23 protein-coding genes are annotated in these 26279 nt (G+C 46.7%); 14 read left to right on the forward strand and 9 right to left on the reverse strand.

The features are described from left to right. Nucleotides 1-33: 33 nt before the first annotated feature. Together PAEAM_RS23055 and PAEAM_RS23060 are read right to left on the reverse strand one after the other, a co-directional pair. A complete protein-coding gene (locus PAEAM_RS23055; RefSeq protein ID WP_100529102.1) occupies nucleotides 34-915 on the reverse strand; it encodes a putative RNA methyltransferase in 882 nt (293 codons plus the stop codon). Nucleotides 916-1199: 284 nt separating this feature from the next. Next, a complete protein-coding gene (locus tag PAEAM_RS23060) occupies nucleotides 1200-2468 on the reverse strand; it encodes a PQQ-binding-like beta-propeller repeat protein (protein ID WP_100529103.1) in 1269 nt (422 codons plus the stop codon). Nucleotides 2469-2730: 262 nt separating this feature from the next. On the opposite strand from PAEAM_RS23060, the gene PAEAM_RS23065 reads away from it, so the two are divergent. The 3 genes from PAEAM_RS23065 to PAEAM_RS23075 all read left to right on the forward strand — a co-directional run bounded on the left by PAEAM_RS23065 (nucleotide 2731) and on the right by PAEAM_RS23075 (nucleotide 4971). Then, nucleotides 2731-3327 (forward strand): restriction endonuclease, encoded by a 597-nt coding sequence (locus PAEAM_RS23065; protein ID WP_100529104.1) that lies wholly within the window; start codon nucleotides 2731-2733, stop codon nucleotides 3325-3327. A gap of 119 nt (nucleotides 3328-3446) precedes the next feature. Further along, a complete protein-coding gene (locus tag PAEAM_RS23070) occupies nucleotides 3447-3674 on the forward strand; it encodes a hypothetical protein (protein WP_100529105.1) in 228 nt (75 codons plus the stop codon). Nucleotides 3675-3741: 67 nt separating this feature from the next. Beyond that, complete coding sequence (locus tag PAEAM_RS23075) at nucleotides 3742-4971, forward strand: DNA glycosylase AlkZ-like family protein (RefSeq protein WP_100529260.1); 1230 nt, start codon at nucleotides 3742-3744, stop codon at nucleotides 4969-4971. A 115-nt stretch (nucleotides 4972-5086) separates the two neighbouring features. On the opposite strand, the gene fabV is transcribed toward PAEAM_RS23075, so the two are convergent. After that, a complete protein-coding gene (fabV, locus tag PAEAM_RS23080; RefSeq protein WP_100529106.1) occupies nucleotides 5087-6280 on the reverse strand; it encodes an enoyl-ACP reductase FabV in 1194 nt (397 codons plus the stop codon). 203 nt (nucleotides 6281-6483) lie between these two features. Here fabV and PAEAM_RS23085 point away from each other — a divergent pair, with 203 nt between their 5' ends. From PAEAM_RS23085 to PAEAM_RS23095, 3 genes are all read left to right on the forward strand, one after another. Next, the gene (locus tag PAEAM_RS23085) at nucleotides 6484-7764 is read left to right on the forward strand and encodes a transcriptional regulator (RefSeq protein ID WP_100529107.1); all 1281 of its coding nucleotides are present in this window, start codon (nucleotides 6484-6486) and stop codon (nucleotides 7762-7764) included. A 458-nt stretch (nucleotides 7765-8222) separates the two neighbouring features. Further along, nucleotides 8223-8639, forward strand: a complete 417-nt coding sequence (locus PAEAM_RS23090) for a hypothetical protein (RefSeq protein WP_100529108.1) — start codon at nucleotides 8223-8225, stop codon at nucleotides 8637-8639. Between the two features lie 123 nt (nucleotides 8640-8762). Continuing rightward, a complete protein-coding gene (locus PAEAM_RS23095; protein WP_100529109.1) occupies nucleotides 8763-9557 on the forward strand; it encodes a hypothetical protein in 795 nt (264 codons plus the stop codon). Nucleotides 9558-9656: 99 nt separating this feature from the next. Here PAEAM_RS23095 and PAEAM_RS23100 read toward each other — a convergent pair whose 3' ends face one another. Next, nucleotides 9657-10472 (reverse strand): class I SAM-dependent methyltransferase, encoded by an 816-nt coding sequence (locus tag PAEAM_RS23100; RefSeq protein ID WP_100529110.1) that lies wholly within the window; start codon nucleotides 10470-10472, stop codon nucleotides 9657-9659. 73 nt (nucleotides 10473-10545) lie between these two features. After that, complete coding sequence (locus PAEAM_RS23105) at nucleotides 10546-11487, reverse strand: helix-turn-helix transcriptional regulator (protein ID WP_036674480.1); 942 nt, start codon at nucleotides 11485-11487, stop codon at nucleotides 10546-10548. Between the two features lie 88 nt (nucleotides 11488-11575). On the opposite strand from PAEAM_RS23105, the gene PAEAM_RS23110 reads away from it, so the two are divergent. Then, entirely contained in the window at nucleotides 11576-13009 is a 1434-nt protein-coding gene (locus tag PAEAM_RS23110) for a glycoside hydrolase family 1 protein (RefSeq protein ID WP_100529111.1), read from the forward strand. A 164-nt stretch (nucleotides 13010-13173) separates the two neighbouring features. Here PAEAM_RS23110 and PAEAM_RS23115 read toward each other — a convergent pair whose 3' ends face one another. Beyond that, nucleotides 13174-13842, reverse strand: a complete 669-nt coding sequence (locus PAEAM_RS23115) for a phosphatase PAP2 family protein (RefSeq protein WP_243391443.1) — start codon at nucleotides 13840-13842, stop codon at nucleotides 13174-13176. Between the two features lie 169 nt (nucleotides 13843-14011). Here PAEAM_RS23115 and PAEAM_RS23120 point away from each other — a divergent pair, with 169 nt between their 5' ends. Beyond that, nucleotides 14012-14590 carry a hypothetical protein gene (locus tag PAEAM_RS23120; protein ID WP_165790025.1) on the forward strand — a complete coding sequence of 193 codons (579 nt, stop codon included), beginning with the start codon at nucleotides 14012-14014 and terminating at the stop codon, nucleotides 14588-14590. A 128-nt stretch (nucleotides 14591-14718) separates the two neighbouring features. On the opposite strand, the gene PAEAM_RS23125 is transcribed toward PAEAM_RS23120, so the two are convergent. After that, nucleotides 14719-15495 (reverse strand): AraC family transcriptional regulator, encoded by a 777-nt coding sequence (locus PAEAM_RS23125; protein WP_100529113.1) that lies wholly within the window; start codon nucleotides 15493-15495, stop codon nucleotides 14719-14721. A 19-nt stretch (nucleotides 15496-15514) separates the two neighbouring features. After that, on the reverse strand, nucleotides 15515-16096 hold the full coding sequence (locus PAEAM_RS23130) for a LysE family translocator (protein WP_100529114.1): 582 nt from the start codon (nucleotides 16094-16096) through the stop codon (nucleotides 15515-15517). 206 nt (nucleotides 16097-16302) lie between these two features. Here PAEAM_RS23130 and PAEAM_RS23135 point away from each other — a divergent pair, with 206 nt between their 5' ends. The 6 genes from PAEAM_RS23135 (at nucleotide 16303) to mmsB (ending at nucleotide 24700) form a co-directional block, all read left to right on the forward strand. After that, on the forward strand, nucleotides 16303-17310 hold the full coding sequence (locus tag PAEAM_RS23135; protein WP_100529115.1) for a substrate-binding domain-containing protein: 1008 nt from the start codon (nucleotides 16303-16305) through the stop codon (nucleotides 17308-17310). A 112-nt stretch (nucleotides 17311-17422) separates the two neighbouring features. Beyond that, a complete protein-coding gene (locus PAEAM_RS23140; protein ID WP_481856133.1) occupies nucleotides 17423-19270 on the forward strand; it encodes a cache domain-containing sensor histidine kinase in 1848 nt (615 codons plus the stop codon). Nucleotides 19271-19278: 8 nt separating this feature from the next. Beyond that, nucleotides 19279-20577: a response regulator gene (locus PAEAM_RS23145; RefSeq protein ID WP_481856134.1), complete on the forward strand. Its 1299-nt coding sequence runs from the start codon at nucleotides 19279-19281 to the stop codon at nucleotides 20575-20577. Between the two features lie 318 nt (nucleotides 20578-20895). Then, the gene (gene chvE / locus PAEAM_RS23150) at nucleotides 20896-21981 is read left to right on the forward strand and encodes a multiple monosaccharide ABC transporter substrate-binding protein (protein WP_100529118.1); all 1086 of its coding nucleotides are present in this window, start codon (nucleotides 20896-20898) and stop codon (nucleotides 21979-21981) included. Nucleotides 21982-22002: 21 nt separating this feature from the next. Continuing rightward, nucleotides 22003-23568 (forward strand): multiple monosaccharide ABC transporter ATP-binding protein, encoded by a 1566-nt coding sequence (mmsA, locus tag PAEAM_RS23155; protein ID WP_047844003.1) that lies wholly within the window; start codon nucleotides 22003-22005, stop codon nucleotides 23566-23568. Continuing rightward, the gene (gene mmsB / locus PAEAM_RS23160) at nucleotides 23537-24700 is read left to right on the forward strand and encodes a multiple monosaccharide ABC transporter permease (RefSeq protein ID WP_036674453.1); all 1164 of its coding nucleotides are present in this window, start codon (nucleotides 23537-23539) and stop codon (nucleotides 24698-24700) included. The genes mmsA and mmsB overlap by 32 nt, the downstream gene beginning before the upstream one ends. A gap of 69 nt (nucleotides 24701-24769) precedes the next feature. On the opposite strand, the gene mgtE is transcribed toward mmsB, so the two are convergent. Then, on the reverse strand, nucleotides 24770-26140 hold the full coding sequence (gene mgtE / locus PAEAM_RS23165; RefSeq protein WP_100529119.1) for a magnesium transporter: 1371 nt from the start codon (nucleotides 26138-26140) through the stop codon (nucleotides 24770-24772). Nucleotides 26141-26279 lie beyond the last annotated feature (139 nt).

Raw genomic sequence — 26279 nt, forward strand, 5'->3', positions numbered from 1 at the left:
TGGCTGTATGGCGGCTAAAATCAGCCATAATGGTTATCTGATTGTTCCCACCAGTATTTCTACGTCAATGGTAATCTTCGACAAGGAGGCTTGAATGCTCGCCAGGGATGATCCCGACTGATGCCAGGAAAGTGGTGTCATATGAACGAGTGAATCCAGCATGTTTTCGGTGACGGGCATCGTGTAGGTCAGCGGAATGCTGGCGATGAGATGATGATGTTTGCGGAATCGGTCCAGCGTAAGTTCCCGGCCGTCTGCTCGATCAGATTGATTCAGGAACAGCATTTCTCTCAGTTCAATTAAATATCGTTCACGGGGGATGACTTTGATGATCCATCCCCCATCCTTCAGAATTCGTCCAAACTCTTCATAGTTGGAAGGAGAAAATATATTCAGGATGATGTCCAGCTGACCTTCTGCAAACGGACTGCATGCCAGATCGCCGACAAACCAGATTTGCTGGTTGTAGGCAGAGGAAGCCATGGCAATGCCTTCTTTGGCAATATCGATGCCCCAGCCAACGGCTGGAGTATTCTGCGTAATCTGCTGCAGAAATGTTCCCTCTCCTGTGCCTGCATCCAGAATATGCACGGGATAGTTGATGTCAAGGGAATAACGTGCGATCCACCTGCGTAGTACTTCGGTCAAAGGAGCATAAATACCGGTTCCCGATAAGATATTCCTTTTGGCTGTAAATAAACGTTTGTCATAGTTGCCCTTGAAAAAACGTGTCATGAAATTGATATAGCCTTGTTTTGCAAAATCAAAGCTATGCCTGGACACACATTGAATGCTCCCTGAGTTAATGGTTGTCATAGGGCTATGACAGATGGGACAGTTCAACATATGGATGTATGGATTAATAAGCGCAGCGCTGCGTTCTCTGCGATGGACTGACATGGAATAACACCCCATTCATTCAGATTTGGATAACTGAAGAAAAGGGCATAACAAATAAACCTCTGCACCAAATTCAAAAAAAGAGGTTTATGGCTATGCCCCAAGTTATCTGTATCGAATGAACTGAATAATCATAGGAAGGTTAAGCCCCTTTTGCCTATCAAGATTAGGGTGAAGCAAGAGAACGTTACTAGTATAACAGGATGAGAAGAAATGACAAATAAGGGGAGCCAGGCGAATGTGAAATAAAAGAGCGCCCTGTAAACCGTTTAGACGGTCATACAGAAGCGCTCCGTTCATTATTTTGCAGCAGCCTTTAATACATACTTGGACAATGTCTCATCGTTCATGGAATAGATGACATCATCGACATAGGTTGAAACACCTTCTAATGAAGGAACTGAGGCACTGGTCGTGTAGATATGCACGTCTTCCAGCGTCTGTGGATCAAGAATGTATCCTGTTTTGGCAAAATCAAGCTGATACTGACCATCCTGTGTCTGGTCGACACGCATCAATGCAGGCTGTGCGTCCTTGAATGTACGCTCAGTCACTTTGCCTTTCATCGTGTACAGTTCCAGCTTCTGCCCTGTAAAGACTGTATAACCATTGCCAGCTGTCTGAATGTAGGCATCACCAGCAATGGCACGTCCCCAAGCAAGCTTACCATCGGTGCCAAAGCCCATCAGTCGGTTACCGGTGTTTTCGAAATTCGCACGCATAATGATGGAACCATCGTCCAGAATGGCCAGCGATTCACCGCCGCCATCTCCTAATGTATTTGCATTGGCAGGGAATTGGTAGAAGGACAGACGATTCAACGTACGATCATAGATCTCCACTTTGGGATTCGCAGCTTGCTGCCAGAAGTTGCCTACCTTGGTTTGTTTGCTGGCATCCACTACAATTCGACCATGGTCAGCCTTAAGCACGTTACCGTTGATGTTTTTTTCAGTAATCAGCTTGCCCTTTTTGTCATATAACGAGATGGCTGAGCGAACCGAACCATTCGATTGTACGCCCTGACTTGAAGCAACCATCAGCGTATCGTTATCCAATAGGGATATGCTTGCAGGTGAATTCACCGTTTTGACCCAGTTGGTTTTACCGGATGTATTGAATGAGTACAATTTTTTGGTTTTGTCTGAATATTCCATATACACATAAGCCGTACCGTTGCTGGCATATACCGAATCAGAGTAGGTGGTATAAGGACCACTTTTCTCATGGAATATCGTATTCCACTTCAATTGTCCAGTTGTAACATCGAATGCTTGGAGAGAGTCCAGTTGCCAGTCGAGTGTTGTTTTGCTGCTTGTTTTGGTCACGGGCTGGGAGGCATGTACATATACAAGATTTTTGGATGGCACGGCATGAATTCCCTTGATCAGGACATCTTTCTCTGTATTAGCCTCTGATAACATCAGGGAAGATGACGTCCACGCCGGTTTGGGCATGGATTCGGTTGAAGCAGCGGCGTAACCTGTTGTATTCATGGTGAAGAGGAGCATGCCGCTGAGAATGAGGGCAGCCCATGTTTTGGACTTGTGTTTGGTCAATGTATGCAAGTGATAAACCACCTTTCTTCTTCGGTTCAAAATAGAACCGATTGTTGAATTTTACCATTAAAGTCAAGCTGAATTCAACCGAACGCACTGTAACCTTTTATCTTTGATTTGTCTAAATAACGTTGTTTGGAGAAGTGTAACGGTTACAGGGAATTCATCTTCTTTCGATGAAAGTGGAAGTCTGATATATTTAGTGCGGTGATAAGCCATATCTGCGTAAGACGTTGGATAGAACATAGGAAATGAAACAAGGAGAATAGCTATGAACTGGAGTGAAAATGTGACCCTATGGGTCATTGGATGTATCATTATATTGTTGCTGCTGGCCTGGATTATTCGGCGTGTTATCGGGCGCGGGCAGCGGATCCGAAGTGAAGCGAATCCTCGTAAGATCACAATAAAGGACATCGACAAGATGGAGGATGGTTCAGAATTTGAATTATATCTCTATCATTTATTTGAAGAGCTAGGGTACGGTGAGGTGCATAAGACAACGAGCAGCCGGGATTTTGGGGCAGATCTGGTGTTTGTTGATAGACTCGGCAGACGAAGTGTTATACAAGCGAAGCGATATGGTGCGAACCATCCTGTAGGGTTGAGTGCTGTGCAGGAGATATATACATCGATGCGTTATTATGAAGCCGACCGGTCGATTGTATTAACGTCCGCCCGTTACACCGAAGCCTGTCGGACGCTTGCAGCGGTTAATGGAGTGAAGCTGCTGGACAGGGAAGACCTGATGGAATTAATTCTGTTATTCAAAGCCAGAAGAGTGGAAGAAGCATTGGAACTGATCGAAGAAGATGATCATGAACCAATCGAGACGTGGCAGTCCCGGCGAAAGCGGCAATCCCGCTAAGTACTTGGGTGGAAGCCTTTTTAATGATGTACATCTCATTCCAGTAGGAAGCACCTTCACTTGCGTAGCTGCACATGATATATTGAGTGTATATCAACCAAAGGAGTGTGTGATCCATTATGGCACGTACACAAACACAAAAAGCATTACGCAAAGCAGAGCGGTCAGGTCAATGGTGCTCGGAACAGAGCCGAAGAGTTAACGGAGATTATGGTGCGTTATCCCAGCATGTACGGCTCATGCCTACGAAGCAGGAAAAATTGCAAAAGGTCAAACACAAGAAGCAGATCATCCAGGATGGTGGTGCTTCTTTTTATTTTTTCTATGAGGCGCCGATTGCTGGATAAGTAGGACGATAGAATTTTGTACACTAAATGAAGGGAAGAACCAATACATATGACAACAGCGCTGCACATGAATAAAAAAATCGTTCGGCGTTTTTTGCTGCAAACGCAAGCTTTACTGGGACGTTGGCCCGCAGTTTCCTTACCTTCGGGACCTGATCAAGTTTTGACTTTGATTCGCTCCCTTGGTTGCGTGCAGATCGATCCTGTGGCTGCTGTAACTGGAAACCAGCATTTGGTGCTGGGGGCTCGTGACCCTGGTTATACTGCTGACAGCTTAAATACACTGCTGAGTGATCACAAGGTGTTTGAATATTTTGCTAATGCTGCCTGTGTCATTCCAATGGAAGACTATGCTCTCTTTGAACCTGTGCGTGCCCGATTAAGGGAGCGTCTGGCTCCGTCTTTGCAAGGTCTAGAGAAAACTGTGCAGCATGTGTTACAACGTTTGAAGGAAGAAGGACCTTTACCTTCCAGAGCCTTTCGCGCTGTTGAGCGGGTAAGTGGTTATTGGGACAGTGCAGATGTGCCAAAGACAAAGGATACAACACTTGCTCTGAATTTACTGTTAGACTCCGCTGTGATTCGTGTGGTGGCGAGGCAGGGGAATGAACGTTATTTTCATATTACCGAATCTGAGTTGCAACAACAGGGACTTCCGATAAAAGAAGACATCGATGTGTTGGCCCAGAGACAGGCTCTGCTGGATAAATACATTCATGCGTATCGTGTCGTAGATGCCCGTGATCCCCGTCTGGGTTGGCTGAAATCTACAGCGGCTGAACGACGCGCCGATATTGCTGCCCGTGTGTCAGATGGGCGAATGATCCCACTTAAGGTGGAGGACGTGGCCACGCCTTATTATATTCGTGCTGAAGATGAGGATTTGCTGCTGCACATGGAAAGGGAAGAGCCACACTATGATCCGTCTGGCCCGGTCCGTTTCCTGCCGCCGCTGGACAACCTGTTATGGAGAAGAGAACGTATTGTTGATTTATTTGATTTTCATTATAAATGGGAGATTTATACACCAGAGGTGAAAAGAACCTACGGTTATTATGCCATGCCTATTCTTCACGGTGATCGGTTGATTGGACGTATGGACCCACGACTTGATCGCAAAACTGGAGTACTTACCGTTCGTTTGTTATCGATGGAAGAGACTGCTCCACCTGTGGAGGAATGGATCACGGATTTTCGGGAGGGGCTTCAATTCTTTGCGTCCATGCATGGAGCACGTTCCATTACTATCGAGAAGACGGTACCAAAAGAGCTGAAAAAGTTGCTTAAATCGATTTGATTAGGGGATACATGAAAGAATGTATGGACACGGAAATTGGAATTGTTGAGCGGAATTAAAAAGGACAAAAAAGGAGGAGCCAGAGGGCCCCTCCTTCTTTAATATCCAAACTTCTTTAGTTCACTTGATGAGGCATTTCAACGTTGGGATCAACATCTGCTTCATAATCCACACCATCGGTTTCAAAACCAAACAGCTGGAAGAATTCGCGACGGTAACCTTCCAGATCGGATAGATCGTAGATGTTCTCTGTGGTCAACTCATTCCAGAGCTTCGCCACTTCTTCCTGAACGTCAGCTCTCATCTCCCAATCGTCAATGCGAATACGGCCTTCGGCATCGGTTGGAACTTCTCCTCCCGCATACAAGCGATCAGCGAACAGACGTTGCAATTGCTCGATGCATCCTTCATGCAAGCCTTTTTCTTTCATGACTTTGTACAATGCTGAGATGTACAGCGGCACGACTGGAATTGCAGAACTGGATTGAGTCACCAGCGCCTTGGCTACAGTTAAGTACGCACGTCCACCTTTTGCACTCAGACGATCATTCAGCTTGTGTGCAGTCGCTTCCAGATGATTCTTGGCTTGACCGATGGAACCATCACGATAAATGGCATGCGTAAGTTCAGGACCGATATAAGAGAAAGCGATGGTTGTTGCATCATCAGCAAGCACGCCGCCTTGTTGCAGGGCATCCATCCATAGTTCCCAATCATCTCCACCCATAACGGTTACCGTCTGACGAATTTCCTCTTCGTTTGCCGGTTCAAGGGTAACGGAGCTAATTTCGCCTGTGTGGAAGTTCACCGTTTTGTTCGTGTAGGATTGTCCGATAGGCTTCAGCACAGAGTTAAATACTTCACCCGTGTTTGGATCGGTACGGCGTGCCGAGGCTACGCTGTATACAACCAGATCGACTTGACCGAGTTCACTGCGAATCAGTTCAACGGCTTTGTCTCGTGTTTCGTTTGCAAATGCATCACCTGTAACGCTGTACGATTTCAGGCCTGCTTCCTCCGCGGCTTTTTCGAATGCAGCGGAATTGTACCAGCCTGCAGAAGCCGTACGTTTCTCTGTGGAACTGCTCGGACGGTAAATGCCGACTGTATTCGCTCCAGCTCCAAAGGCAGAAACAACGCGTGACGCCAGACCGTATCCAGTGGAAGCACCGATCACGAGCACATTACGCGGTCCTTTCAGCTCAGGCTGGGATTTCACATAATCAATCTGTTCCTGCACTTGCGCAGCGCAACCTACAGGATGGGAAGTGGTACAAATAAAACCACGTGTTCTTGGTTTAATAATCATTTATTTGCATCCTTTCATATTCAGCTCATGTTTCAGCATTTCGATAAAATGCTCTTACACATACTTTCTTATTGTAAAACAATTACCTCGGAAACGGAAACCGTTTCGTTTGATTTCGCCGGAAGGGTGGCGTTATATCTCTAATTTTGCGATGATGTGAATAGAATGTACTCGCTTGTTAGGATAGAAAGGACAGGGATACCATGCTGAAGGAACGCATTGAACTGCTAAGCAAAAGAAAACAAATCTCCCGTAAAGACCTTGTGGAAGGTCTGGTCACGCAGGCCCACTTTGCCAATATCCTGGCGGATCGTTATCCGCTACCTGAGGACTTGGCAGAAGCCATCGCCGGGCGTCTTGGGGTATCCCCTTCCTATATTCTAAAAGCTGCGGCACAGGACGAGGAAACAATTGAACGGGCAGAGGCCATCTTCGAACAAATGTCTGTTCCAGCGTCGGCGATATCCGAAGATACGGTGCATGCACTGGCAGATCGGGATGACGCGCTGACCGTAGAGTTGACAACGGCCTTAATGAAGGCGGTCTATTATCAGCAATTAAACGATGCAACGGCTCATGAGTATATACATACGTCCTACCTCAATTTTTACCTGGAGAAATACGGTCGTCCAGACGATATTGATCTGCCGCGTCCGTTAGTCAAGGCACTTTTATTCTATAAAATACAATATTATCGCTCCAAAATGGCTTTTGTGGATGTATTAACTCATGCAACCAGGCTCAGTGAGCTAGCGCTTCCTGGCAGTGAATTCTGGTTGTCTGTGCAAAATATCAAGATGGAAGCCTACATCCAGGTCAAACAGTATGAAGAGGCAAAACAGGTATTCGAGCTTACAATGCGTCATGTCTATGATCAGCGGATGTTCCATCGGTTGTCCGGGTTATATGTGGCATATAGTGGCTATTGCTTCGCGATGGGGCTGGTTCAGGAGGCACTCTCGGCATTAACCATGGCGGAGGCAAACCTCGTGTATGCTGGCAACCAGGGAGATCTGGTAACGGCGATTGCCAACAATCGGATTGTCATGTTAACAATGACAGGTGAACTGGATCAGGCACAGACAGAGATTGAACGATTTGAATCGCTATTGCAGCAGGAAACGGAAGAAACACAGCAGGCCATGCAGCCGCTCGTCAGTGTGTATCGATGCGAAGTGGCTCTGGCACGGAAGAACTGGGGCGTGCTCGCGCAGAGTGTAGATCAACTTTTGAAATGTGCAACAACACAGGACCAGCAGATGAGCGCAACCTTCTACCAGAGCCATCTGGCTCTTGCGCATGGAGATCGCGAAGTTTTCATGGAGCGGGCACTTGCGTGTCTGCCTTATTTTGAATCAGCGCAGCATGTCATGCGGCTTGAACCGTTATATGAGGGGATGGCTGTAGTATCCGAGGATCAGCGGAAATACAAAGAAGCAGCGATGTATTATCGGAAGCTGGTATATTTGTTACGCAAAAAATAGAGTGAGAATCGGCTTGCAATAGCCTGATTATGTCATGATTTTGTGCATTGCAGGAGCACTTGGCACAAAATATGGCCGCCAATCGTGAAATGAAGATTGGATTAGCAGATCTTTTTTTGCGAAATTAGCATCATTCCTTACCCAAGAAACGATTATCCCGTAATTCAATTGCTGGATTTTTCGTTTTTTTTGTATGCCGCCAGAAGGGTATTCAAGGACAAGCCGCGGTGTTTATAATTTAATTATAAATACGTGTTCAAAAAGTCTGGTTTTCAGTACCGAGAAGATGGAATGAAGCTAGAAATGGAGTAGCGGAGCGTAGGAGACCTACGTGAGCAACGGACATTTCGGCTGAATTTCATATTCGATGCTGATGATGCCGCTAGGCATGATTCGTAATCAAAAGTGGACTTTTTGAACAACTTCTAAAAACAAATAAAACAAATGAGGTGCTGGATATGGGATGGTTCGGTAAAAAGAACAAACAGGAAGATGCGATTGCTAAAGCGGATAAAATGATGAATAAAGGACTCACTGGCATGATGATGAAAGGCTTTGTATCAAAGGAACATCGGGAGACCATCAACCAAAGTCTGGATTCGGCAAAGCAGGCACAGTTGGCGGCAAGTGGTTCTCTGCCTTTAACAGCTACGGCTACGGTGGTGACAATCACCGATACAGGCAAACTGATCAACTTTGATCCGATTGTTGTGCTTGTATTGGATGTGACAGAAACGAATGGCAACCAGTATCAGCGAACATTAGAGACACTGGTGTCCAAAATGCAGATTCCACGAGTAGGCGATCGAGTGGGACTGGGCCAGAATCCAGCGAATCCCTCCGAACTGATCTACATGGGGCTAATGTCCATCTAGAAGGTATTTGGTTATAGTTCAGTGATACTCTATTTGAATAATACGTATAACAACGAATAATAGATATATTATTCGAGGTGTTGATAGAGATATTAAGAGAAGGATTAAGAAAGGGTGGATCATATGGTAGGTTTCCTGAGATTCATTGGCGTATTAACTGTATTCGGGGTGGGGTTCTCCCCATTTCTGGCACAGCAGCTGTGGAATGATCCATTTATGATTATGCAGGCATGGTGGTACACTCCTGCGATTTTTGCCGGGTTTGCACTGATCTTTGTTCCTGTGATTTTGAGCAATATTTTTGGCGTAGGTCGAGTGAAGACAGGTTTACCAGCAGTTGGGGTCATTAAGACTATACAACAGACGGGGACGTATATTAATGAACAGCCTGAGGTTCGATTGGGTCTGACAGTGTCGCGTAAGGGGCGCGAGAAATACGATACCGAGATGAAAGCCGTCATTCCGCTGACCTCCATGGCACAGTTTCAGCCGGGCAGTTTCATTCCGTTAGTAGTCTCCGTAAAGGATGAGCGCAAGGTAGGGCTTGATATGAAGGGGCAATTATCACAGGAAGATATGCAGCAATTACTGGATGAAAAGATGGTACAGCAAGGGGTATCACCTGAAATGATGGATATTGCAAGAACAGGGGAAAAAGCAATGGCCAAGATCCTTGATGTCACTCCACTTGGAAGTGGTGGCAATAACAAGATCAAGCTTCAGCTCAAACTCAGCATAACGAAAACGAACGGTGAAACCTTCAATGTGACAACGCAAAAAGAAATTTTGTCATCTGCCCTGCCGCAGGTGCAGCAAGGTCATATCATTAATATCATCTATTCAAGACAAGACCCAACAAAATTGGTGTTGGCATTGAATGTACAGGAGCGACAATTAAGTGACTTATTCTCTTCCTGAGGATGTAGACAAAAGGAGGTCCTACAGATCATGTTTATGACGTGTAGGACCTCCTTTTTCATTTTGGTATGTATGAGAGATACAAGCAACGGACGGTTTTCAAACAATACCAAGGCGCATGCGATAAGAAAAAAGTACTTTTCTGGATTCTCCATCAAATACACGATTAGCCAGCGCTCTGAACTCGTCAGCAGCTGTTAATAGATCATCCGCTCCCAGCTTCAACGCCGTTTGCAGGCCGCCTTGGCTCAGGGCGAGATTGACATATCGATCGGCTGTGAATGTCTCGTGGTGATGAAATACGATTTCCCGAACATATCGGAACAGCCCGGACTGCTGAATCTGCTGCAAATGCCCATCCTTGCTCCATTTGTGTGCCTGACTATCCTGGGGAGCCAGACTGGCTGCTCGTTGATCTGCTTCCTTATTCAGCTGCAGATAGGCTTGTTCTAACTGCCAGTCTAACATTGGCGGCCAGTCGCAATCGTAGGCTGCAAATATGCCCCCTGTACGAAGTACACGTGCAAACTCGCGTAGTGTGGGTTGCGGCTCCATCCAGTGAAACGATTGCGAGCAGGTCAGCACATCCACACTGCCATCTGGTAGTCCGAGGTCGTGAGACAAGCCGGACACAAACCGCAGGTTATCCGGCTTCCCGGCAGATTCCCACTTGGATTCTGCTACAGACCTCATGTCATCGCTAGGTTCAAAGCCGATGATACGTTCAGCTTCATTAAGCCAGATCCAGGAGGATAAGCCGGTGCCACAACCAATATCTGCGACCATACGCGGTGTGCTGCCAAGATATGTCGTTAGAATATCCACCACTTCAGTGGGAGCAGCTGGTCGGTTCTGATCGTATAACGTACCAAAACCATTGAAACGTTCCACATTGTTGCGTCTAATGTCTTGCATGGATAAACCTCCTTTGGTCAGATGGATGACGGAGAGTCAGCTGTGATCAAAAGTTGTATAGGCCTATATTATATCATTCATTGTTGGGAAGTTTGTTCATGACGTTCTGCAAATGTTCAACGGCTTTGATATGACGTCTGAGCAATTCCTGTCCAACATGAACAGGCTCAATTACGGTCAGCTCGGAACCAAACGACAGCAGGAAGGAGTAGAGCCATTCCCCTACATTCAGTTCGAGAGACACACGGAGCCTGCCATCAGGCTCTTTTTTAATGAGGGAAGGTTCGAAAAAATCATACACTCGGTATGCAATATTGCTGGAGAACGAGAGTGTAAGAGGAGTCAGGACAGGAGCCGCTTCTGATTCAGGGTCGTTTGATCCGGCAGTAACAGAGTGATCGTGTTTTCTCGCCAGAAAAGTCAACTGGGTGATCCGTTTCATCTTAAATGTCTCGAATTCTTTCCGATCAGGGTCATCATGGATATATCCTTTGAAGTACCATGTACTGTTTTTGAAAATAAGCTTCTGTGGCTCCACGGTCGGAATGCTCTTCTCACCATCCGAATTAACATAATGAAACGTAATCAGTTGATTCGTTAATATAGCCTGCTTCACCTGATTGAACAGTTCTCTCTCCTGCAGAGGGATGCTGCCCCATGGTGAGAAATTGAATTCGATCCAATCCAGCTTGTGATCAAAAAGGGCGGTTAACCGTTGCAGCATATGGGCACTGTTAAGATGTGGGATCGCACTGATGCTATATAGTCCCATCAAAATTTCATTCTGGTCTTCTTCCGACAACAGGGACTTGTCCATGACATAGTTGTCCATCAGATGGATACCGCCATGCTTGCCGGTCGTTGTATAGACGGGAATGCCCGCAGCACTCAACCGATCGATATCACGGTACACCGTGCGTACAGAAATCTCGAACATACGGGCGAGTTCGGGTGCAGTGGCTTTCTTTTTCTCCAATAACAAAAGCAACATTCGAAATAGTCGGTTATTTTCCATGCTCTGATTATACCATGACAATAGGTGTCAGGGTATGGGTGGTACACTGGTTACATAGTCTTGTTGAGATATGAAGGAGGAACTGGTCATGACAATGAAAGAAGGATTTTACTGGGGTGGCGCAACGGCTGCCAATCAATTCGAGGGTGGATGGAACCAGGGTGGCAAGGGGCCAAGCACGTCTGACATGATGACAGGGGGAACCCACACGATTCCACGCCGGATTACGCCTGTATTGGAAGAGGGCACGTATTATCCGAGCCATGAAGCGGTTGATTTTTACGGACATTACAAAGAAGATATTGCCATGATGGCAGAGATGGGTTTCAAAATGTTCCGCATGTCCATCAACTGGTCCCGGATCTATCCAAACGGTTATGATCTGGAGCCAAACGAAGAGGGATTGCAGTTCTACGATAATGTTTTTGCCGAGTTGAAAAAATACAATATTGAGCCGCTCGTAACGATCTCCCATTATGAAACGCCATTTGGTCTGACACAGAAGTATAATGGCTGGGCTTCCCGTGAAGTTATCGATTGTTATATCCGTTATTGTACAACCCTCTTCAACCGTTACAAGGATCAGGTCAAATACTGGCTGACGTTCAACGAAATTAACTGTCTGACGATGCCGATGGGTGCATATATGGCTGCAGGTATTCTGTTTGAAGGCAAAGAGACACTGGTCGACGGAGTGGATGATCCACAGACTCGTTTCCAGGCATTACATCATCAATTCATTGCCAGTGCAAAAGCAGTGAAGCTGGGGCATGAGATTAACCCTGATTTCCAGATCGGCTGTATGGTCGCTTTCATGACAACCTATCCAAACACATGTAACCCGGACGACATGTTGCTTGCACAGAAGAAAGACCAAATCTCTAATATGATCTGCGGTGATGTACAGGTTCGTGGAGCGTATCCTGGATTCGCCAAACGTTTCTTCGCCGAAGAAGGTATCCAGATCGAGATGCAACCGGGAGACGAGCAGACTTTGCGTGAAGGCTGCGTAGACTTCTATTCCTTCAGTTATTACATGTCTTTGGTTGAAAGTGCGGATGAGTCCCTCGAGAGAGCAGAAGGTAATCTGCTGGGCGGTATCAAAAATCCATATCTCGAAGCTTCTGACTGGGGCTGGCAGATCGATCCCAAAGGATTGCGTTACACACTGAATCATCTGTATGATCGTTATCAGATTCCACTGATGGTGGTTGAGAATGGCTTGGGTGCTGTCGATGTGGTCCAGGAAGACGGCTCCATTCAGGATGACTATCGCATTGATTATCTGAAAGGTCACATCGAACAGATGAAAGAAGCGGTAGCTGACGGCGTAGATCTGATTGCCTACACCATGTGGGGATGTATCGACCTGGTTAGTGCATCCACTGGAGAGATGAAGAAGCGTTATGGCTTCATTCATGTCAACAAGGACAACGACGGTAACGGAGACTTGAGCAGAACACCGAAGAAGAGTTTCCACTGGTACAAAAAAGTCATTGAATCCAATGGTGAAGAGTTATAATTTGGTGTGAAAAAAACCAGATCCGTCTGTTCGCTTAAATGGGACAAGCGGATTCATGTATCCTGAACGAGTTCAGGACTACTATATATGAATATAAAAATACCCGGCTATCCTTCCGTTAAGGAAAGCCGGGTATTTCTTTGTGTAGTACAACAGCGGGCCGCCTAGGCTAGCCTTCTGCTTTGCAGTTGGGACATGCGCTCCAAATGCCGTCGATAAAACCATATACATGTGGAGAGCCAGCAACCACTCAAGAAGTATCCGCCTACGATATCACTTGGATAATGCACCCCCAAGTAGATACGACTTATCCCAATGGTAAGTATAAATACGGCGCTGGCAACAATCATCAGCACACGTCCGGTGACGGTGGGTACATGTTTCCAGATTAGAAAGGCCAGTCCACCGTACAGGCTAAATGCTGCCATAGAATGCCCACTGGGGAAGCTATAGCCGCTCACTTCGATAATCCGGTTAATGGTAGGTCTGGCACGCTGGAATACCAGCTTGAGCAATGCATTTAACAGGGTTGAACCTGCGAGCACACAAGCCAGGAAGAGCAGTTCGCGTTTGTGTCGCAGGAAAATGTATAACACAATCATGGCGATGATGGTAATGAAGACCACTGGCATTTCGCTGCCGATCCAAGTAAAAAGGTGCATGAATTGTGTCATACCAGGGGATTCCAACCCCTGAATCCAACCGATTAAGGTATCATCAAATCGATGAATCTGGTTGTCGCTGATGGACAGGGCGATGCTTATAAAAGCGATCATGCATAACGCTGCAACGAGCAGCGGGAATGAGATATTCTTTTTCCAGTTGTGTATCAAATGTTGAGTTCCTCCGTGATGGTTGATTTCGTATGTTGTGTCCTTGCGTATGTCGGACATAACGATATTTATATTGTGCTATAATTTTACAATAAATATAGCAGCAATAAAAATATGTAACCTTAACAACGCTTATTCAAGCAGAGAATGTAGGAGGGGAGCGGTCGAAATGAAACGACGTTTGGTGATGTGCATGTTGATCTTACTGTTGGTTACGTCTGGGTTAGCTCTATTTCCAGGAGAGAGAGTGTATGCTTGCAGTTGTGTCGAGAGTGATGTTCAGGAGAGATTGAAGACAAACACAACTGTATTTACAGGAGAAGTGTTGGAGAAGGGACGTTCTCAACAGTCGAAGCATGATGGCTTATTAAGAGAGTATACCTTTGATGTAGATACTGCATGGAAGGGGGTTAATGCCAAAAAGATGAAAATCCTCGCGAGTGACGGTGGATCTGAATCCTGTGGCATTCAATTTGAAAAGAATCAGTCCTACCTGATCTATGCTTATCAATATGAAGTGGATCATAAGCTACATACGAATCTGTGCAGTCGCAATGTTCCAATTGAACAAGCCGGAGATGATCTGAAATTGCTGGGTGCGGGAAAGGTTGTAAGTAAAGAAGATTTTGGAGAAACCAATGATGGTGGTGGGCGAACTGGGCCTTTCTATCTCATCTTATATGGCGGAGTCATTTTATTAGCAGCATTGGCAGTACTGTGGCTCTGGAGACGAAAGAAAAGAATCTGATTGCCCAACGGAAAAAAAAGCTAATCTCCGTACAGAACGTTAAGAAACATTGACGTTCTGTACGGGGATTTTCAGGAGTGGCGTCAAAATTGTATCCAATTGGAGTCGAGATTATCGATCCGATGGAACTAGTTCAGCTGCAACATGTATTCATAAGCAGTGACACCAAATACCCGTTTGAAATGTCGATTGAGATGGGTCAGATCGACGAATCCGCAATCGGCAACAGCAGCATAGACGTCCTTCTGCATTTCGATGGATTGACGGGCACGCTCTACTTTGCAGTTTAAGAAAAACTGGTAGGGGGAGATGCCTGCTTGTGCTTTGAATTCCCGGATAAATTGAAACTTGGACATGCCAAATTCGGAACTTAGGTTGTCCAGCTTGAGCACATCTTCGGTGCTGCAAAACATGATTTCCTTGGCTTTTCGAACCAGACTGTCCTGAGGCAACCAGAGCTTGGTGTCCATTTCCTTCTGAGCCAGAAGGTGAACCAGATCGAAGACCCGTTCGCTGCACTCGGCTTCGTCCTGTCTGAGTTGAACGGCGTCGTTCAGCATCAGGATCTTACGTGCAAGCTCGGGATCATAGACGATGGGACTTCCAAAACGCAATTCCTTTTTGCCTATAATCTCCTCTACTAATTCCGGCTTCAAATACAGCATCACATAGTCAATGCCAGCCTTATCATAGGAACTTCCATCATGGGACTGTTCACGGTTGAACAACATGACACCATTTTGGTGAGACGCCTGATATTGTCCGTCCAGGTTGTATTGTTGAATGCCACGCAGGGTTACGCCAACCGCATACTCCTCGTGGCAATGTTTTTTGTATGCAAAGTCAGTAAAGCTGGCGGATAGTGCCAGCACGTCTTGCGACTTTTTATAGTTAAACCGTTCCATGCAGCACACCTCCCAAGCTTTAGATTAATCCGGATACTATAATGGCTGAGTATAACAAAAAAAGAGCCATGAGAATACTCAGTAATTTTTGGTGGCGATTCAGCAACGTTTTGAAAACCGTACCAAAAACAACCCAACTGGAATAGGCCAGAAAACCAATGAAGGTAATGAGCAGCACGAACAGGAACGAAGAAAATGAACTTTGATAAAAGGGCAATACATAACTTGGAATGACAGTGAAAGTAAACAAGACGACCTTTGGATTCACAAATTGCATGATGAAACCGTTCCAAAATCCGGTAACTTGTCTCGGTGCATCCTCGGTGGTACCCATCTTGTAGATTTGGTACGCCAGATATACCATGTACAGGCCGCCGACAATCTGCATCACCTTCAGAATTCCGGGTAACACTCCCGCAAGAAGCTGATTAAGAAAAGCTGATGCGGTAAGCAGCAGACCAAATGCCAGCGTAGCTCCCCACACATAGTGCATCGTTTGACGTGCCCCAACGTGTTGTACGGAAGAAAGAATTACGATATTGCTGGGGCCGGGGGTAAATGTTACGACGATGCAGTAGATTAAAAAAGATGCAAGATTCATAAGGATGATGCTCTCCTCTGGTTGTAGTTTAGTTCCATGATCATACGTCCAGAGGGAGAAACCATATAGTACATTATTGCAGCGGGTGCATCGTTAGCAACAAGAGCTTCCTTTTAAAAGATACGGGGGAGTTTTCTTTTTGAATGATTGCGTTTACAATTTAGACGATGTACAAGGTGATCAGACGACTTGAGGAAGTGAACGGAATGAAAAAAATGCTGCTGGTTTACATTTTGCTTATCTCAGCATTTGCGTTGTATGTGTTGAGATTTGAATACACCAGTCAGGTAAACAGTTCTTGGGAGGACCGGGGGCTGCGCGGTGATATCGGAGAGACGTATATCATGATTACATTCCAGTCCGGGCTGGAGTATTGGAAGAGCCCGCTCAAAGGTTTCGAGGATGCCGCGGATGCACTCGGCGTGACCGTAGAATATCGCGGGGCTACCCGGTATGATGCGAAGGAGCAGACCATGGTGATCGAGCAGGCTATCGCTCGTAAACCCGCAGGCATTGCTATATCTGCAATCGATCCTCAATCGTTAGTTCCAGCGATTAACAAGGCAATCGACGCAGATATCCCTGTTGTATTATTTGACGCGGATGCACCCGATAGCCAGGCCTATTCTTTTCTTGGGACAGATAATTACAAGTCGGGTGTAATGGCTGCCGATAAAATGGCTGAACTGCTGGGTCGTGAGGGAGAGGTCGCGGTATTAACCTTGCCCGGACAACAAAATCATGAAGAGCGCACGAAGGGTTTCCGCGATACGATCAAGGAGAGATACCCTTCCATGCAGATTGTTGAAGTTGCAGACGGACACGGTGATGCGATGGTATCCAGAGACGAAACAATCAGAATGATGAAGGAACATCCCGAGCTGGCGGGAATTTTTGTGACTGAAGCTACCGGAGGGGCAGGAGCGGGGGAAGCTGTTCAAACTCTCGGGGACAGACATCCATTGCAGATTATTTCGTTTGATACAAATAAGACTACATTGGATATGATCAAGAACGGTACGATCTCAGCTACAATTGCACAGGGAACCTGGAATATGGGATATTGGTCACTCCAATATCTGTTCCATCTGCATCACCAGTTAACGGTTCCTGCCCCATCCTCATCCGGTGAAAATGCACCGCTTCCCGTGATGGTGGACACAGGGATCTCTGTGGTGACACGCTCGGATGTGGATGATTACTATGCCAAATAACAAGGAGTATTTCAAGAGTCCAAGGCCTTGGAGTAGGAGAGCAATTCTCTCCACTTTCAGGAACGGGATTCGGCGTTTACGCTTGCGTAATATGCCCCTTCGGTACCAGCTGATGTTGCTTTTTCTGTTATTCGCCATTGTGCCTTCCGTAGGGCTTGGGTTGCTTGTGAACTGGACGGTGGAGCGGGTTGTTGAACGACAGGTTGAAGGGCATACCATGCAACTGATTGGCAAAGTGAATGAAGCTCTGAACAGCAAAATGGAGAATTTGCAGAATATGACCTATCTGATTGCATTTGACCCGGATATTGATGCTTTTATGAACGACAAAATGCCACTGAATGATGAAGCAGGTATCGAACCGATGAACATGGACACCAATGCCGAAACGGAGCAAAATCGGTTATATGGCATCAAACAAACCTTGCAGGGATTCACAACATTGTATCCTGAAATCGCCGGGATTGTTCTCGTCAATGCAAGTGGTGACTATATTAGCAACGAGATGTATCCCCGAGCGGAACAGAGCCTGATTCAGGAAAATTGGTATCAAAAAGCTTCGGCCAATCCGGGCATCTTCATGGTGTTGGGTCAGCCGAAAGAGCGTAATCTCACGACACATGTACGGTACAAGGATGATGAGATTGTATCGGTTGCGCGTTCCATAACGGATGAAGCGTCAGGACGTGTGCGGGGCGTTATTATGATTGATCTTAAACTTAGGTCCGTCTCTCAGGCTGCCCGTAATGTAACCTTGGGGAAATCCGGTTATGTGATGGTGACGGATGCAGAAGGTCAAAGTGTATACAAGCCGGAGCATCCGCTAATAGAACACATTCCCACAGACTGGTTCCCCTCCGGTGAGAGTGGAACGTTTACCGCCGATACAGAAGGTGGAACGTTATTATTCATGTATCAGTCGTCTACCTTTACGGGTTGGAGAACGGTAGGGGTATTTCCCACAAGAGACTCGATATCCGAAGTACGCCAAATCCAGTTTTACGTGGTTAGCTTTGTATTTGTGGTTTGTTTGTTTGGCCTGAGCGCCTCTTTATGGTTCTCCCGTTCTATTGCTCAGCCCATTTTCCGACTCATGTCCTACATGCGAAGGGCGGAGACTGGCAATCTCAGACCAGGCCGCTGGAGCGATCGCGCTGATGAGATTGGCATGCTTGGCAACAGTTATAACCGAATGCTGGCACAGATTCGACAACTGATATCACTAAATGAATTGCGGGAGCGGCAGAAGCGTGACGCTGAAATGCGAAGTTTGCAGGAGCATATCAAACCACACTTTTTGTACAATACCTTGGATACGATTCATTGGATGGCACGCAAAGAGGGGGCAGAAGATGTATCCGGCATGGTTGGTGCGTTATCTCGATTATTTCGCATAGGGCTTAGTAAAGGACAGGATTACATTCCGTTGCATTCGGAGATTGAGCATATGACCAGCTATATGCAAATTCAGCAGACACGATACCGCGATCGTCTTCAGTATACATTGAATATTCCAGAGGAACTGCGGGACCTTTTGGTGTTAAAGTTGCTGCTTCAGCCGCTAATAGAGAATGCAATCTATCATGGGATCAAGGGCAGGCGTGGGCCGGGACACATTCGGGTGGAGGCCAGATTGGAACATAACAGACTGCTGCTGACCGTTCAGGATAATGGAGCAGGCATGTCCAACGAACGGCTGGCCGAGATGCAGCAGCTGCTCGAAGCTCCTTTGGCCAGTTTGGAAACGTCTTCGCCTGGGATAACAGGCAAAAGTTATGGAATGTTGAATGTGCAGGCCCGTCTCCGGCTGTCCTTTGGCGATGAATACGGTGTTGTGCTTGAGAGCCAGGAAGGGGAAGGAACGAGTGTGACCATCATTCATCCGTTGATGCGAGAGCTCCCACCAACCAAGCAAATCAATAACGAAGAGAGGCAGGAGAGTGAATGGGGAAATTCATGAAATCGACCGTGACAACTTCCACTGAAACAGATGAGACATCCACATTGACTACAGTAATGGAGATTACGCCGGATAGCCATGTTGCGAAGAAATACCGCGTGCTCATCGCTGATGATGAACCGATCATTCGTGAGGGGATTCGGGATGCCATTGACTGGACAACGCTTGGGATGGAGGTTGTTGGTGAAGCGGAAGATGGCGAGGAAGCGCTGGAACGGGCGGCTGACTTGAGTGTGGATATTGTTCTCGTTGATATGAATATGCCATTCCTGAACGGAATCGAATTAATCCGTGCCCTTCAGCAGAAGTGCCCGGGCTGTCGTTACCTGATCATCTCGGGACATGATGAATTTGCATATGCGCAGGAGGCGGTTCGTCTTGGCGTAGAGGATTACATCTTAAAACCTGTGCAAGCAGAACAATTATATGCTGCACTTGAGCGATTACATCAGCGACTTACTGAAGAGCACCAGAGGACGGCATATGTACAACAGGCAGCTCATCAGATTGAACGTAATATCCCGTTGCTTCGCCAGCGATTTATGCTGGAGTGGCTGGAGGGGCAGGCTGAAGGGAGGGATCTGACGGAGCAGCTTGTGTTTTTGCGGCTGCCCGCCGTCCCACCTGTGCAGATCGGGGTCGTACGCTGGCCTGCCGCTGAAGCTCGTCAGACGATACTGAGAGAGAATGATCGTCAGTTGTTTCTGTTTGCAGTGGAAAATATAATTAGTGAACTGCTGGGGGACGTGCCACATGTCCTGTTTCGGGACGTAAGTGGGTTGATCGGCATGTGTCTGTGGCAGGAAGCCCCTGAAGAAATAGAGTCCCTTCTGGAACAGCAGATTAGTTCTTGCTTGAATATTGCCATTCATGCTCATGTGGAGACACATGCAGGGACACTGGAAGAAACGCCGGATACGTACCGTCATTGCCGTGAAAGGGTATTCGGGGAAGTGCAGTTGTCGCCTCTGGTTCGCCGGGCAAGACAGCTTATTCACGAAGAATATGCCGAACGGGAACTGACCCTGGAATCGCTTGCTTCCCGTCTACAAGTATCTGCCGTATATCTTAGTCGTGTGCTGAAGAAAGAGCTGAATGATTCCTTCGTCACACTTGTCACGCATGCTCGCATTCGCAAGGCTATACAGTTATTAGATTCAACAACACTGCCGATTCACACCATAGCTGAGCGTGTAGGTTATGACACGCAACATTATTTCAGCACTGCATTTAAGAAAACAATGGGCATTTCTCCAGTGCAGTATCGAAAGAACGGGGGGACGGCTTATCATCCTTCTGTGAATTAAATATCGTATTACAGCTATTCATTCAGACGTGTGATAAATGAGATGGATATGTTCTACTTCGTGTGAAGCGAAGTGGAGCATGTCCTTTTTTTTGACTCTGGAATGGTATCTCGTGGATCAAACTTGTACTTTAAGCGTTTCCATCAAAAGTTAAATTTTTATAAAAAAGGTTCAAAACGTGCAAAGACCTTGCGGCATCTCCAATGCTACGATTGGTTTCAGATAGGAACAGCAAGCAACAGGATGCACTACATGTATTGTAAGCGTTATCTTATAACTCATTCAGAACCGTATGACGTGAGGAAAGGGGAACTTCATATGAAAAAAGGAGCAATGCTCATCTGGCTTCTGGTGATGACCATGATGCTCTCGGCCTGCAATCTGGCAGAGAGTGGCCCAGGCAGTAAAGAAAAGGGATATGTCGGTATATCGATGCCAACCAAATCATCAGAACGATGGGTGGGAGACGGGGAGAACATGGTCCGTCTGTTTCAGGAGCAGGGGTACAAAACCGATCTTCAGTATGCTGAGGATGTGGTCGAGAATCAAATTTCACAGATTGAAAACATGATCACCAAAGGTGTGGATGTGATGGTCATCGCGTCCGTGGATGGCAACACTTTAACGGATGTAATCAAGAAAGCGCATGACGAAGGGATACAAGTGATCTCGTATGATCGGCTCATTCGAAATACGCCATATCTAACCTATTACGCCACGTTCGACAATTTTAAGGTGGGTGTGCTTCAAGCCTCCTACATCGAACAAAAGCTTGGGCTCAAGGATGGAAAAGGACCTTATAACATTGAGCTGTTTGGTGGCTCTCCTGATGATAATAACGCCTATTTCTTCTTCGACGGTGCGATGTCTGTGCTGAAGCCGTACATCGATTCCGGCAAACTGGTGGTACGCAGCAAGCAGATGACGATGGCCCAGATTGCGACCTTGCGCTGGGACGGGGCACTGGCCCAGTCACGGATGGATAACCTGCTGAGTGCTTATTACTCGGGTGATAATCTGGATGCAGTATTATCTCCTTATGATGGAATCAGTATTGGTATCATCTCATCCTTGAAAGGGATTGGTTATGGTACTTCGAACAAACCGCTGCCCGTTATTACAGGACAGGATGCAGAACTTGCCTCGATCAAGTCGATTGTGGCCGGGGAACAGACGCAGACGGTGTTCAAGGATACACGGAAGCTAGCGGAGAAGACGGTAGAGATGGCCAATAGTATTTTGCAAGGAAAACAGGCGGAAGTTAATGACAAAACATCATATAACAACGGAATTGAGGTTGTTCCGGCGTATCTCTTGGATCCCATCTCGGTGGACCGTACAAATGTGGAGCAGGATATCGTTGGTACACAGTATTACACGAAGGAAGAAATCGGACTGAAATAATAAATGAAAGGAGCACATCCCATGGCCGGAATCATTCTGGAAATGAAAAACATCACCAAAACCTTTCCTGGCGTCAAAGCGCTGGAAAATGTCAATCTGAAAGTCCGTGAAGGCGAAATTCATTCCATATGTGGTGAAAATGGCGCAGGTAAATCTACGTTGATGAAGGTACTGAGTGGTGTATATCCACATGGCACGTATGAAGGCGACATTTTATTTCAGGGCAAAAATTGTGAGTTCAAGGATATTAAGCAGAGCGAGGATCTGGGAATTGTCATTATCCATCAGGAGTTGGCCCTTATTCCCTACCTTTCAATCGCGGAAAATATATATCTGGGCAACGAGCGTGCGAGCAGAGGAATTGTCAACTGGAAGGAAACTTTTGTAGGTACACGAGAACTGCTCTCGAAGGTGGGACTGAGCGAAAATCCAAACACGCTGGTATCCAGCATCGGGGTAGGCAAGCAGCAACTGGTCGAAATTGCGAAAGCGCTCTCCAAAAAGGTGCGGCTGCTTATTCTGGATGAGCCAACCGCTGCACTGAACGAGGACGACAGTGAAAATCTGCTGCAGTTGATGCTGGAATTCAAGAAACAGGGCATCGCCTGTATCCTGATCTCACACAAGCTGAATGAGGTATCCAAGGTATCCGATTCGGTGACTATTTTACGGGATGGCAAGACAATTGAGACGTTGGATATGAAGAAGGAAAAAGTGACGGAGGACCGGATTATTAGCGGAATGGTAGGACGTGATCTCACTAGCCGTTATCCGGAGCGTCATGCGACCATTGGTGAAGTTATCCTTGAGGTAAAGGACTGGACGGTATATCACGAACATCATGCCGAGCGGAAGGTACTGGATCAGATCCATATGAATATCAGACGTGGTGAGATTGTAGGTATTGCCGGGCTGATGGGCGCTGGGCGTACCGAACTTGCCATGAGTATATTTGGCAAATCCTATGGCCGGAATATTTCGGGTCAACTCATTAAGAATGGTAAACCGATCCACAACAATACCGTCACAGAGGCTATTCAGAATGGGTTTGCTTATGTGACAGAAGACCGCAAGGAATACGGACTCATTCTGATGGATGACATCAAGCGCAATATTTCCTTAACGGGTCTGAGCAAGCTGACGCGAAACGCAGTAGTGAACGAGCGTGAAGAAGTACTGGTGGCGGAAAAGATGAAGAAAAGCATGAACATCAAAGCTCCAAGTATTTTGCAGAAGACCGGTAATCTGAGTGGAGGCAACCAGCAAAAAGTGGTGCTCAGCAAATGGATTTTTGCCGGACCAGATATTCTTATCCTGGATGAACCTACCCGAGGTATTGATGTGGGAGCGAAATTCGAAATCTATACGATCATTCATCGGCTTGCTGCTGAAGGCAAGGGCGTACTGGTAATCTCATCCGAGCTTCCGGAGGTTCTTGGCCTGTGTGACCGGATCTATGTGATGAATGCCGGACGAATCACCGGTGAAGTCAGCCGGGAGCAAGCATCGCAGGAAACGTTGATGAGATATATGACCAAGTCTGGAGGCGGCAAGCATGGAAATGATAACAAAACTGTTCAAAAATAATATCCGTCAATACGGCATGATTATTGCCCTGGTAGTGATTATGCTTTTGTTCGAGGTACTTACAGGCGGGCTGTTGCTCAAGCCGATTAATATTACAAATTTGATTTTGCAGAACAGTTACATTCTGGTGCTGGCGATTGGAATGGTGCTGGTCATCATTACCGGGCATATTGACCTGTCTGTTGGTTCCATTGCTGCCTTTGTTGGTGCCGTTGCCGCGATTATGATGGTTGATTGGCAGCTTCCGGCTTGGCTTGCAGTCATCGCTTCCTTGTTGGTTGGGGCTTTGATCGGTGCATGGCAAGGCTTCTGGATCGCCTATGTGCGAATTCCGGCATTTATCGTGACGCTTGCAGGGATGTTGCTGTTCCGCGGCTTGACGATGATCGTGCTGGAGGGGCAATCGATCTCTCCTTTTCCAGGTGGTTTCCAGAAAATAAGCTCTGGCTTTCTGGCGGACATTCAATTCTCAGGTTTTGGTCTGGTATCTATCATTGTGGGTCTTGTGCTCACCGTCTGGTATATTGTCAATGAACTGCGGGAACGCCGTTCCCAGCGAAAATATGGATTCGAGGTCGTGTCACAGGGACTGTTTTTGCTCAAGTTGATTGTGGTGGCTGTTGTGACAAATCTGTTTACGTTTGTACTCGCAAGTTATGCAGGTATTCCGAATATCCTGGTCCTGCTGTTTGTCCTGATCGTTGTGTACTCCTTCGTTATGAATCGTACTGTCATGGGACGGCATGTGTATGCGCTTGGAGGTAATGAGAAGGCCGCAGGTCTGTCTGGAGTCAAAACAAAAAAGGTAACCTTCTGGGTTTTCGTGAACATGGGTACACTTGCCGCGGTATCCGGGTTGATCTTCGCCGCACGTCTGAATGCGGCTACGCCAAGAGCGGGTACCAACTTCGAGCTGGATGCCATTGCGGCCTGCTTCATCGGTGGTGCTTCCGCTTCAGGGGGCATAGGTACGGTATTTGGTGCCATCATCGGTGGTTTGGTTATGGGTGTGCTGAATAACGGGATGTCCCTGATTGGTCTCGGTATTGACTGGCAACAGGGGATTAAGGGATTGGTACTGCTGCTCGCTGTAGCGTTTGATATCTATAATAAAAATAAAAGATCAGCGTAACACTTGATAAAATGAAAAAACAGACCTTGATCTTAGGATCAGGTCTGTTTTGCTGTATGCACAACTTAGTTACATCAAGGCATCGAGGAAACGTGTGGCGATGCCAAAATAGATAAATAGGGACAAGATATCATTCAATGTGGTGATTAATGGGCCAGAGGCAACAGCCGGGTCGACTTTGAAACGACTAAGTAGAAGCGGGATGCATGTACCGGTCAGTGTACCAATGACCAGAGTGAGGAACAGAGATACCCCAATAATGGCGCCCAGCAGCCAGTCCCCTTGCCAGAAATAAGCGATGACAGTGATCAGCAATCCACATACCAAGCCAATCATGGTGCCTACCTTGATCTCCCGACCAATCAGTGCGAGTACGGTGGCTTTGTCGAGCTTGCGTCCGATCAGTCCGCGTACCACAACAGCCAGAGACTGCGTTCCTGTGTTACCGGTCATACCTGCGATCATCGGCATGAAAAATGCCAGTGCCACAACCTGATTGAGTGTATCCTCGAAGAAATCCACAATACTTCCCGAGATTAATCCAATAAATAGAAGCAAGATGAGCCAGGGAAGCCTGCGTCTGACGGCCACGAGTGGTTTGGTATCAAAGTCGATATCCTTGCTGCCACCCCCCATTTTGGCCAAATCTTCACTGGCTTCATCCATAATAATATCGATGACATCATCCATCTGAATGATACCGCATAACCTGTGATTTTCATCCACCACTGGAAGCGCAATGAACTCATAACGCTGTAGAAGCTGTGCTGCTTCTTCCTGGTCCATATCTACCGTTGCATGGATCACCCGCCGGGTCATCAGTTCTTCAACCTGGGTCTTATCGTCAGCCAAGGCAAGGGATCGATAACTCACGACACCGACCAGTTTACCTTCATTATCGGTTACATAGAGATAACTGGAGGCTGAGATATGCATGGTACCTTGCGATTGTCGTAAGGCTTCCTTGGCTGTCTCATGAGCGAGCAGGGTCCGATATTGATCTGTCATGATGCGTCCTGCCGTTTCCGGCGGGTAATTAAGCACGGATCGGATAATGGCAGAGTGATCCAGATTCATATTGGAGAGCAATTCTTCTCTGCGTTTGGCAGGCAAATCGTGCATGAACCGAATCAGATCACTTTTGTCCATCTGCTGCATGACTTCAAGTGTTCGTTCCGGCCCAAGTCGTTCAAACAGTTGAATCTGTTCGTGCAGCTTCAAGGTCTCGGCGAGATCCGCCAGAGCATCGGGTTTGAACAGGAGAAGAAACCGATTGGTTTCTTCTTCAGGGAACTTTTTATATACAAGTGAGAGGTCGTAGGGATGCAGTTCTTTCACCAATTTATAGAAATCGGGAAGGTTCCGGGATTGTACATGTTGCACGAGTTGTTCGGTGATCTCCTCCACGGAGAAATCTTTCTTGGTATGAGGTCTGTTCATATCGACACTCCTTTCTGAATGGTCAACTTCATATTTTTAAACGGAATGGGTTGAAAGTCAAACAACGAAGGGAAAAAGGGAGCGCCAAAAATAATATTGTAATCTTGCTCACCTATTCGATATGGGCTTACAAACAGCC

The organism is Paenibacillus sp. GM1FR, assembly GCF_002803315.1.
Classification (GTDB): domain Bacteria; phylum Bacillota; class Bacilli; order Paenibacillales; family Paenibacillaceae; genus Paenibacillus; species Paenibacillus amylolyticus.

What these genes read in the sequence shown, in the direction of transcription:
- PAEAM_RS23070 (WP_100529105.1), top strand. Translation starts at nt 3,447, where the DNA reads ATGGCACGTACACAAACACAAAAAGCATTACGCAAAGCAGAGCGGTCA.
- mgtE (WP_100529119.1), bottom strand. Translation starts at nt 26,140, where the DNA reads ATGAACAGACCTCATACCAAGAAAGATTTCTCCGTGGAGGAGATCACC.
- PAEAM_RS23110 (WP_100529111.1), top strand. Translation starts at nt 11,576, where the DNA reads ATGACAATGAAAGAAGGATTTTACTGGGGTGGCGCAACGGCTGCCAAT.
- chvE (WP_100529118.1), top strand. Translation starts at nt 20,896, where the DNA reads ATGAAAAAAGGAGCAATGCTCATCTGGCTTCTGGTGATGACCATGATG.
- PAEAM_RS23055 (WP_100529102.1), bottom strand. Translation starts at nt 915, where the DNA reads ATGGGGTGTTATTCCATGTCAGTCCATCGCAGAGAACGCAGCGCTGCG.
- PAEAM_RS23135 (WP_100529115.1), top strand. Translation starts at nt 16,303, where the DNA reads ATGAAAAAAATGCTGCTGGTTTACATTTTGCTTATCTCAGCATTTGCG.
- mmsB (WP_036674453.1), top strand. Translation starts at nt 23,537, where the DNA reads ATGGAAATGATAACAAAACTGTTCAAAAATAATATCCGTCAATACGGC.
- PAEAM_RS23120 (WP_165790025.1), top strand. Translation starts at nt 14,012, where the DNA reads ATGAAACGACGTTTGGTGATGTGCATGTTGATCTTACTGTTGGTTACG.
- PAEAM_RS23125 (WP_100529113.1), bottom strand. Translation starts at nt 15,495, where the DNA reads ATGGAACGGTTTAACTATAAAAAGTCGCAAGACGTGCTGGCACTATCC.
- fabV (WP_100529106.1), bottom strand. Translation starts at nt 6,280, where the DNA reads ATGATTATTAAACCAAGAACACGTGGTTTTATTTGTACCACTTCCCAT.
- PAEAM_RS23130 (WP_100529114.1), bottom strand. Translation starts at nt 16,096, where the DNA reads ATGAATCTTGCATCTTTTTTAATCTACTGCATCGTCGTAACATTTACC.
- PAEAM_RS23065 (WP_100529104.1), top strand. Translation starts at nt 2,731, where the DNA reads ATGAACTGGAGTGAAAATGTGACCCTATGGGTCATTGGATGTATCATT.
- PAEAM_RS23075 (WP_100529260.1), top strand. Translation starts at nt 3,742, where the DNA reads ATGAATAAAAAAATCGTTCGGCGTTTTTTGCTGCAAACGCAAGCTTTA.
- PAEAM_RS23085 (WP_100529107.1), top strand. Translation starts at nt 6,484, where the DNA reads ATGCTGAAGGAACGCATTGAACTGCTAAGCAAAAGAAAACAAATCTCC.
- PAEAM_RS23090 (WP_100529108.1), top strand. Translation starts at nt 8,223, where the DNA reads ATGGGATGGTTCGGTAAAAAGAACAAACAGGAAGATGCGATTGCTAAA.
- PAEAM_RS23095 (WP_100529109.1), top strand. Translation starts at nt 8,763, where the DNA reads ATGGTAGGTTTCCTGAGATTCATTGGCGTATTAACTGTATTCGGGGTG.
- PAEAM_RS23100 (WP_100529110.1), bottom strand. Translation starts at nt 10,472, where the DNA reads ATGCAAGACATTAGACGCAACAATGTGGAACGTTTCAATGGTTTTGGT.
- mmsA (WP_047844003.1), top strand. Translation starts at nt 22,003, where the DNA reads ATGGCCGGAATCATTCTGGAAATGAAAAACATCACCAAAACCTTTCCT.
- PAEAM_RS23140 (WP_481856133.1), top strand. Translation starts at nt 17,423, where the DNA reads ATGTTGCTTTTTCTGTTATTCGCCATTGTGCCTTCCGTAGGGCTTGGG.
- PAEAM_RS23105 (WP_036674480.1), bottom strand. Translation starts at nt 11,487, where the DNA reads ATGGAAAATAACCGACTATTTCGAATGTTGCTTTTGTTATTGGAGAAA.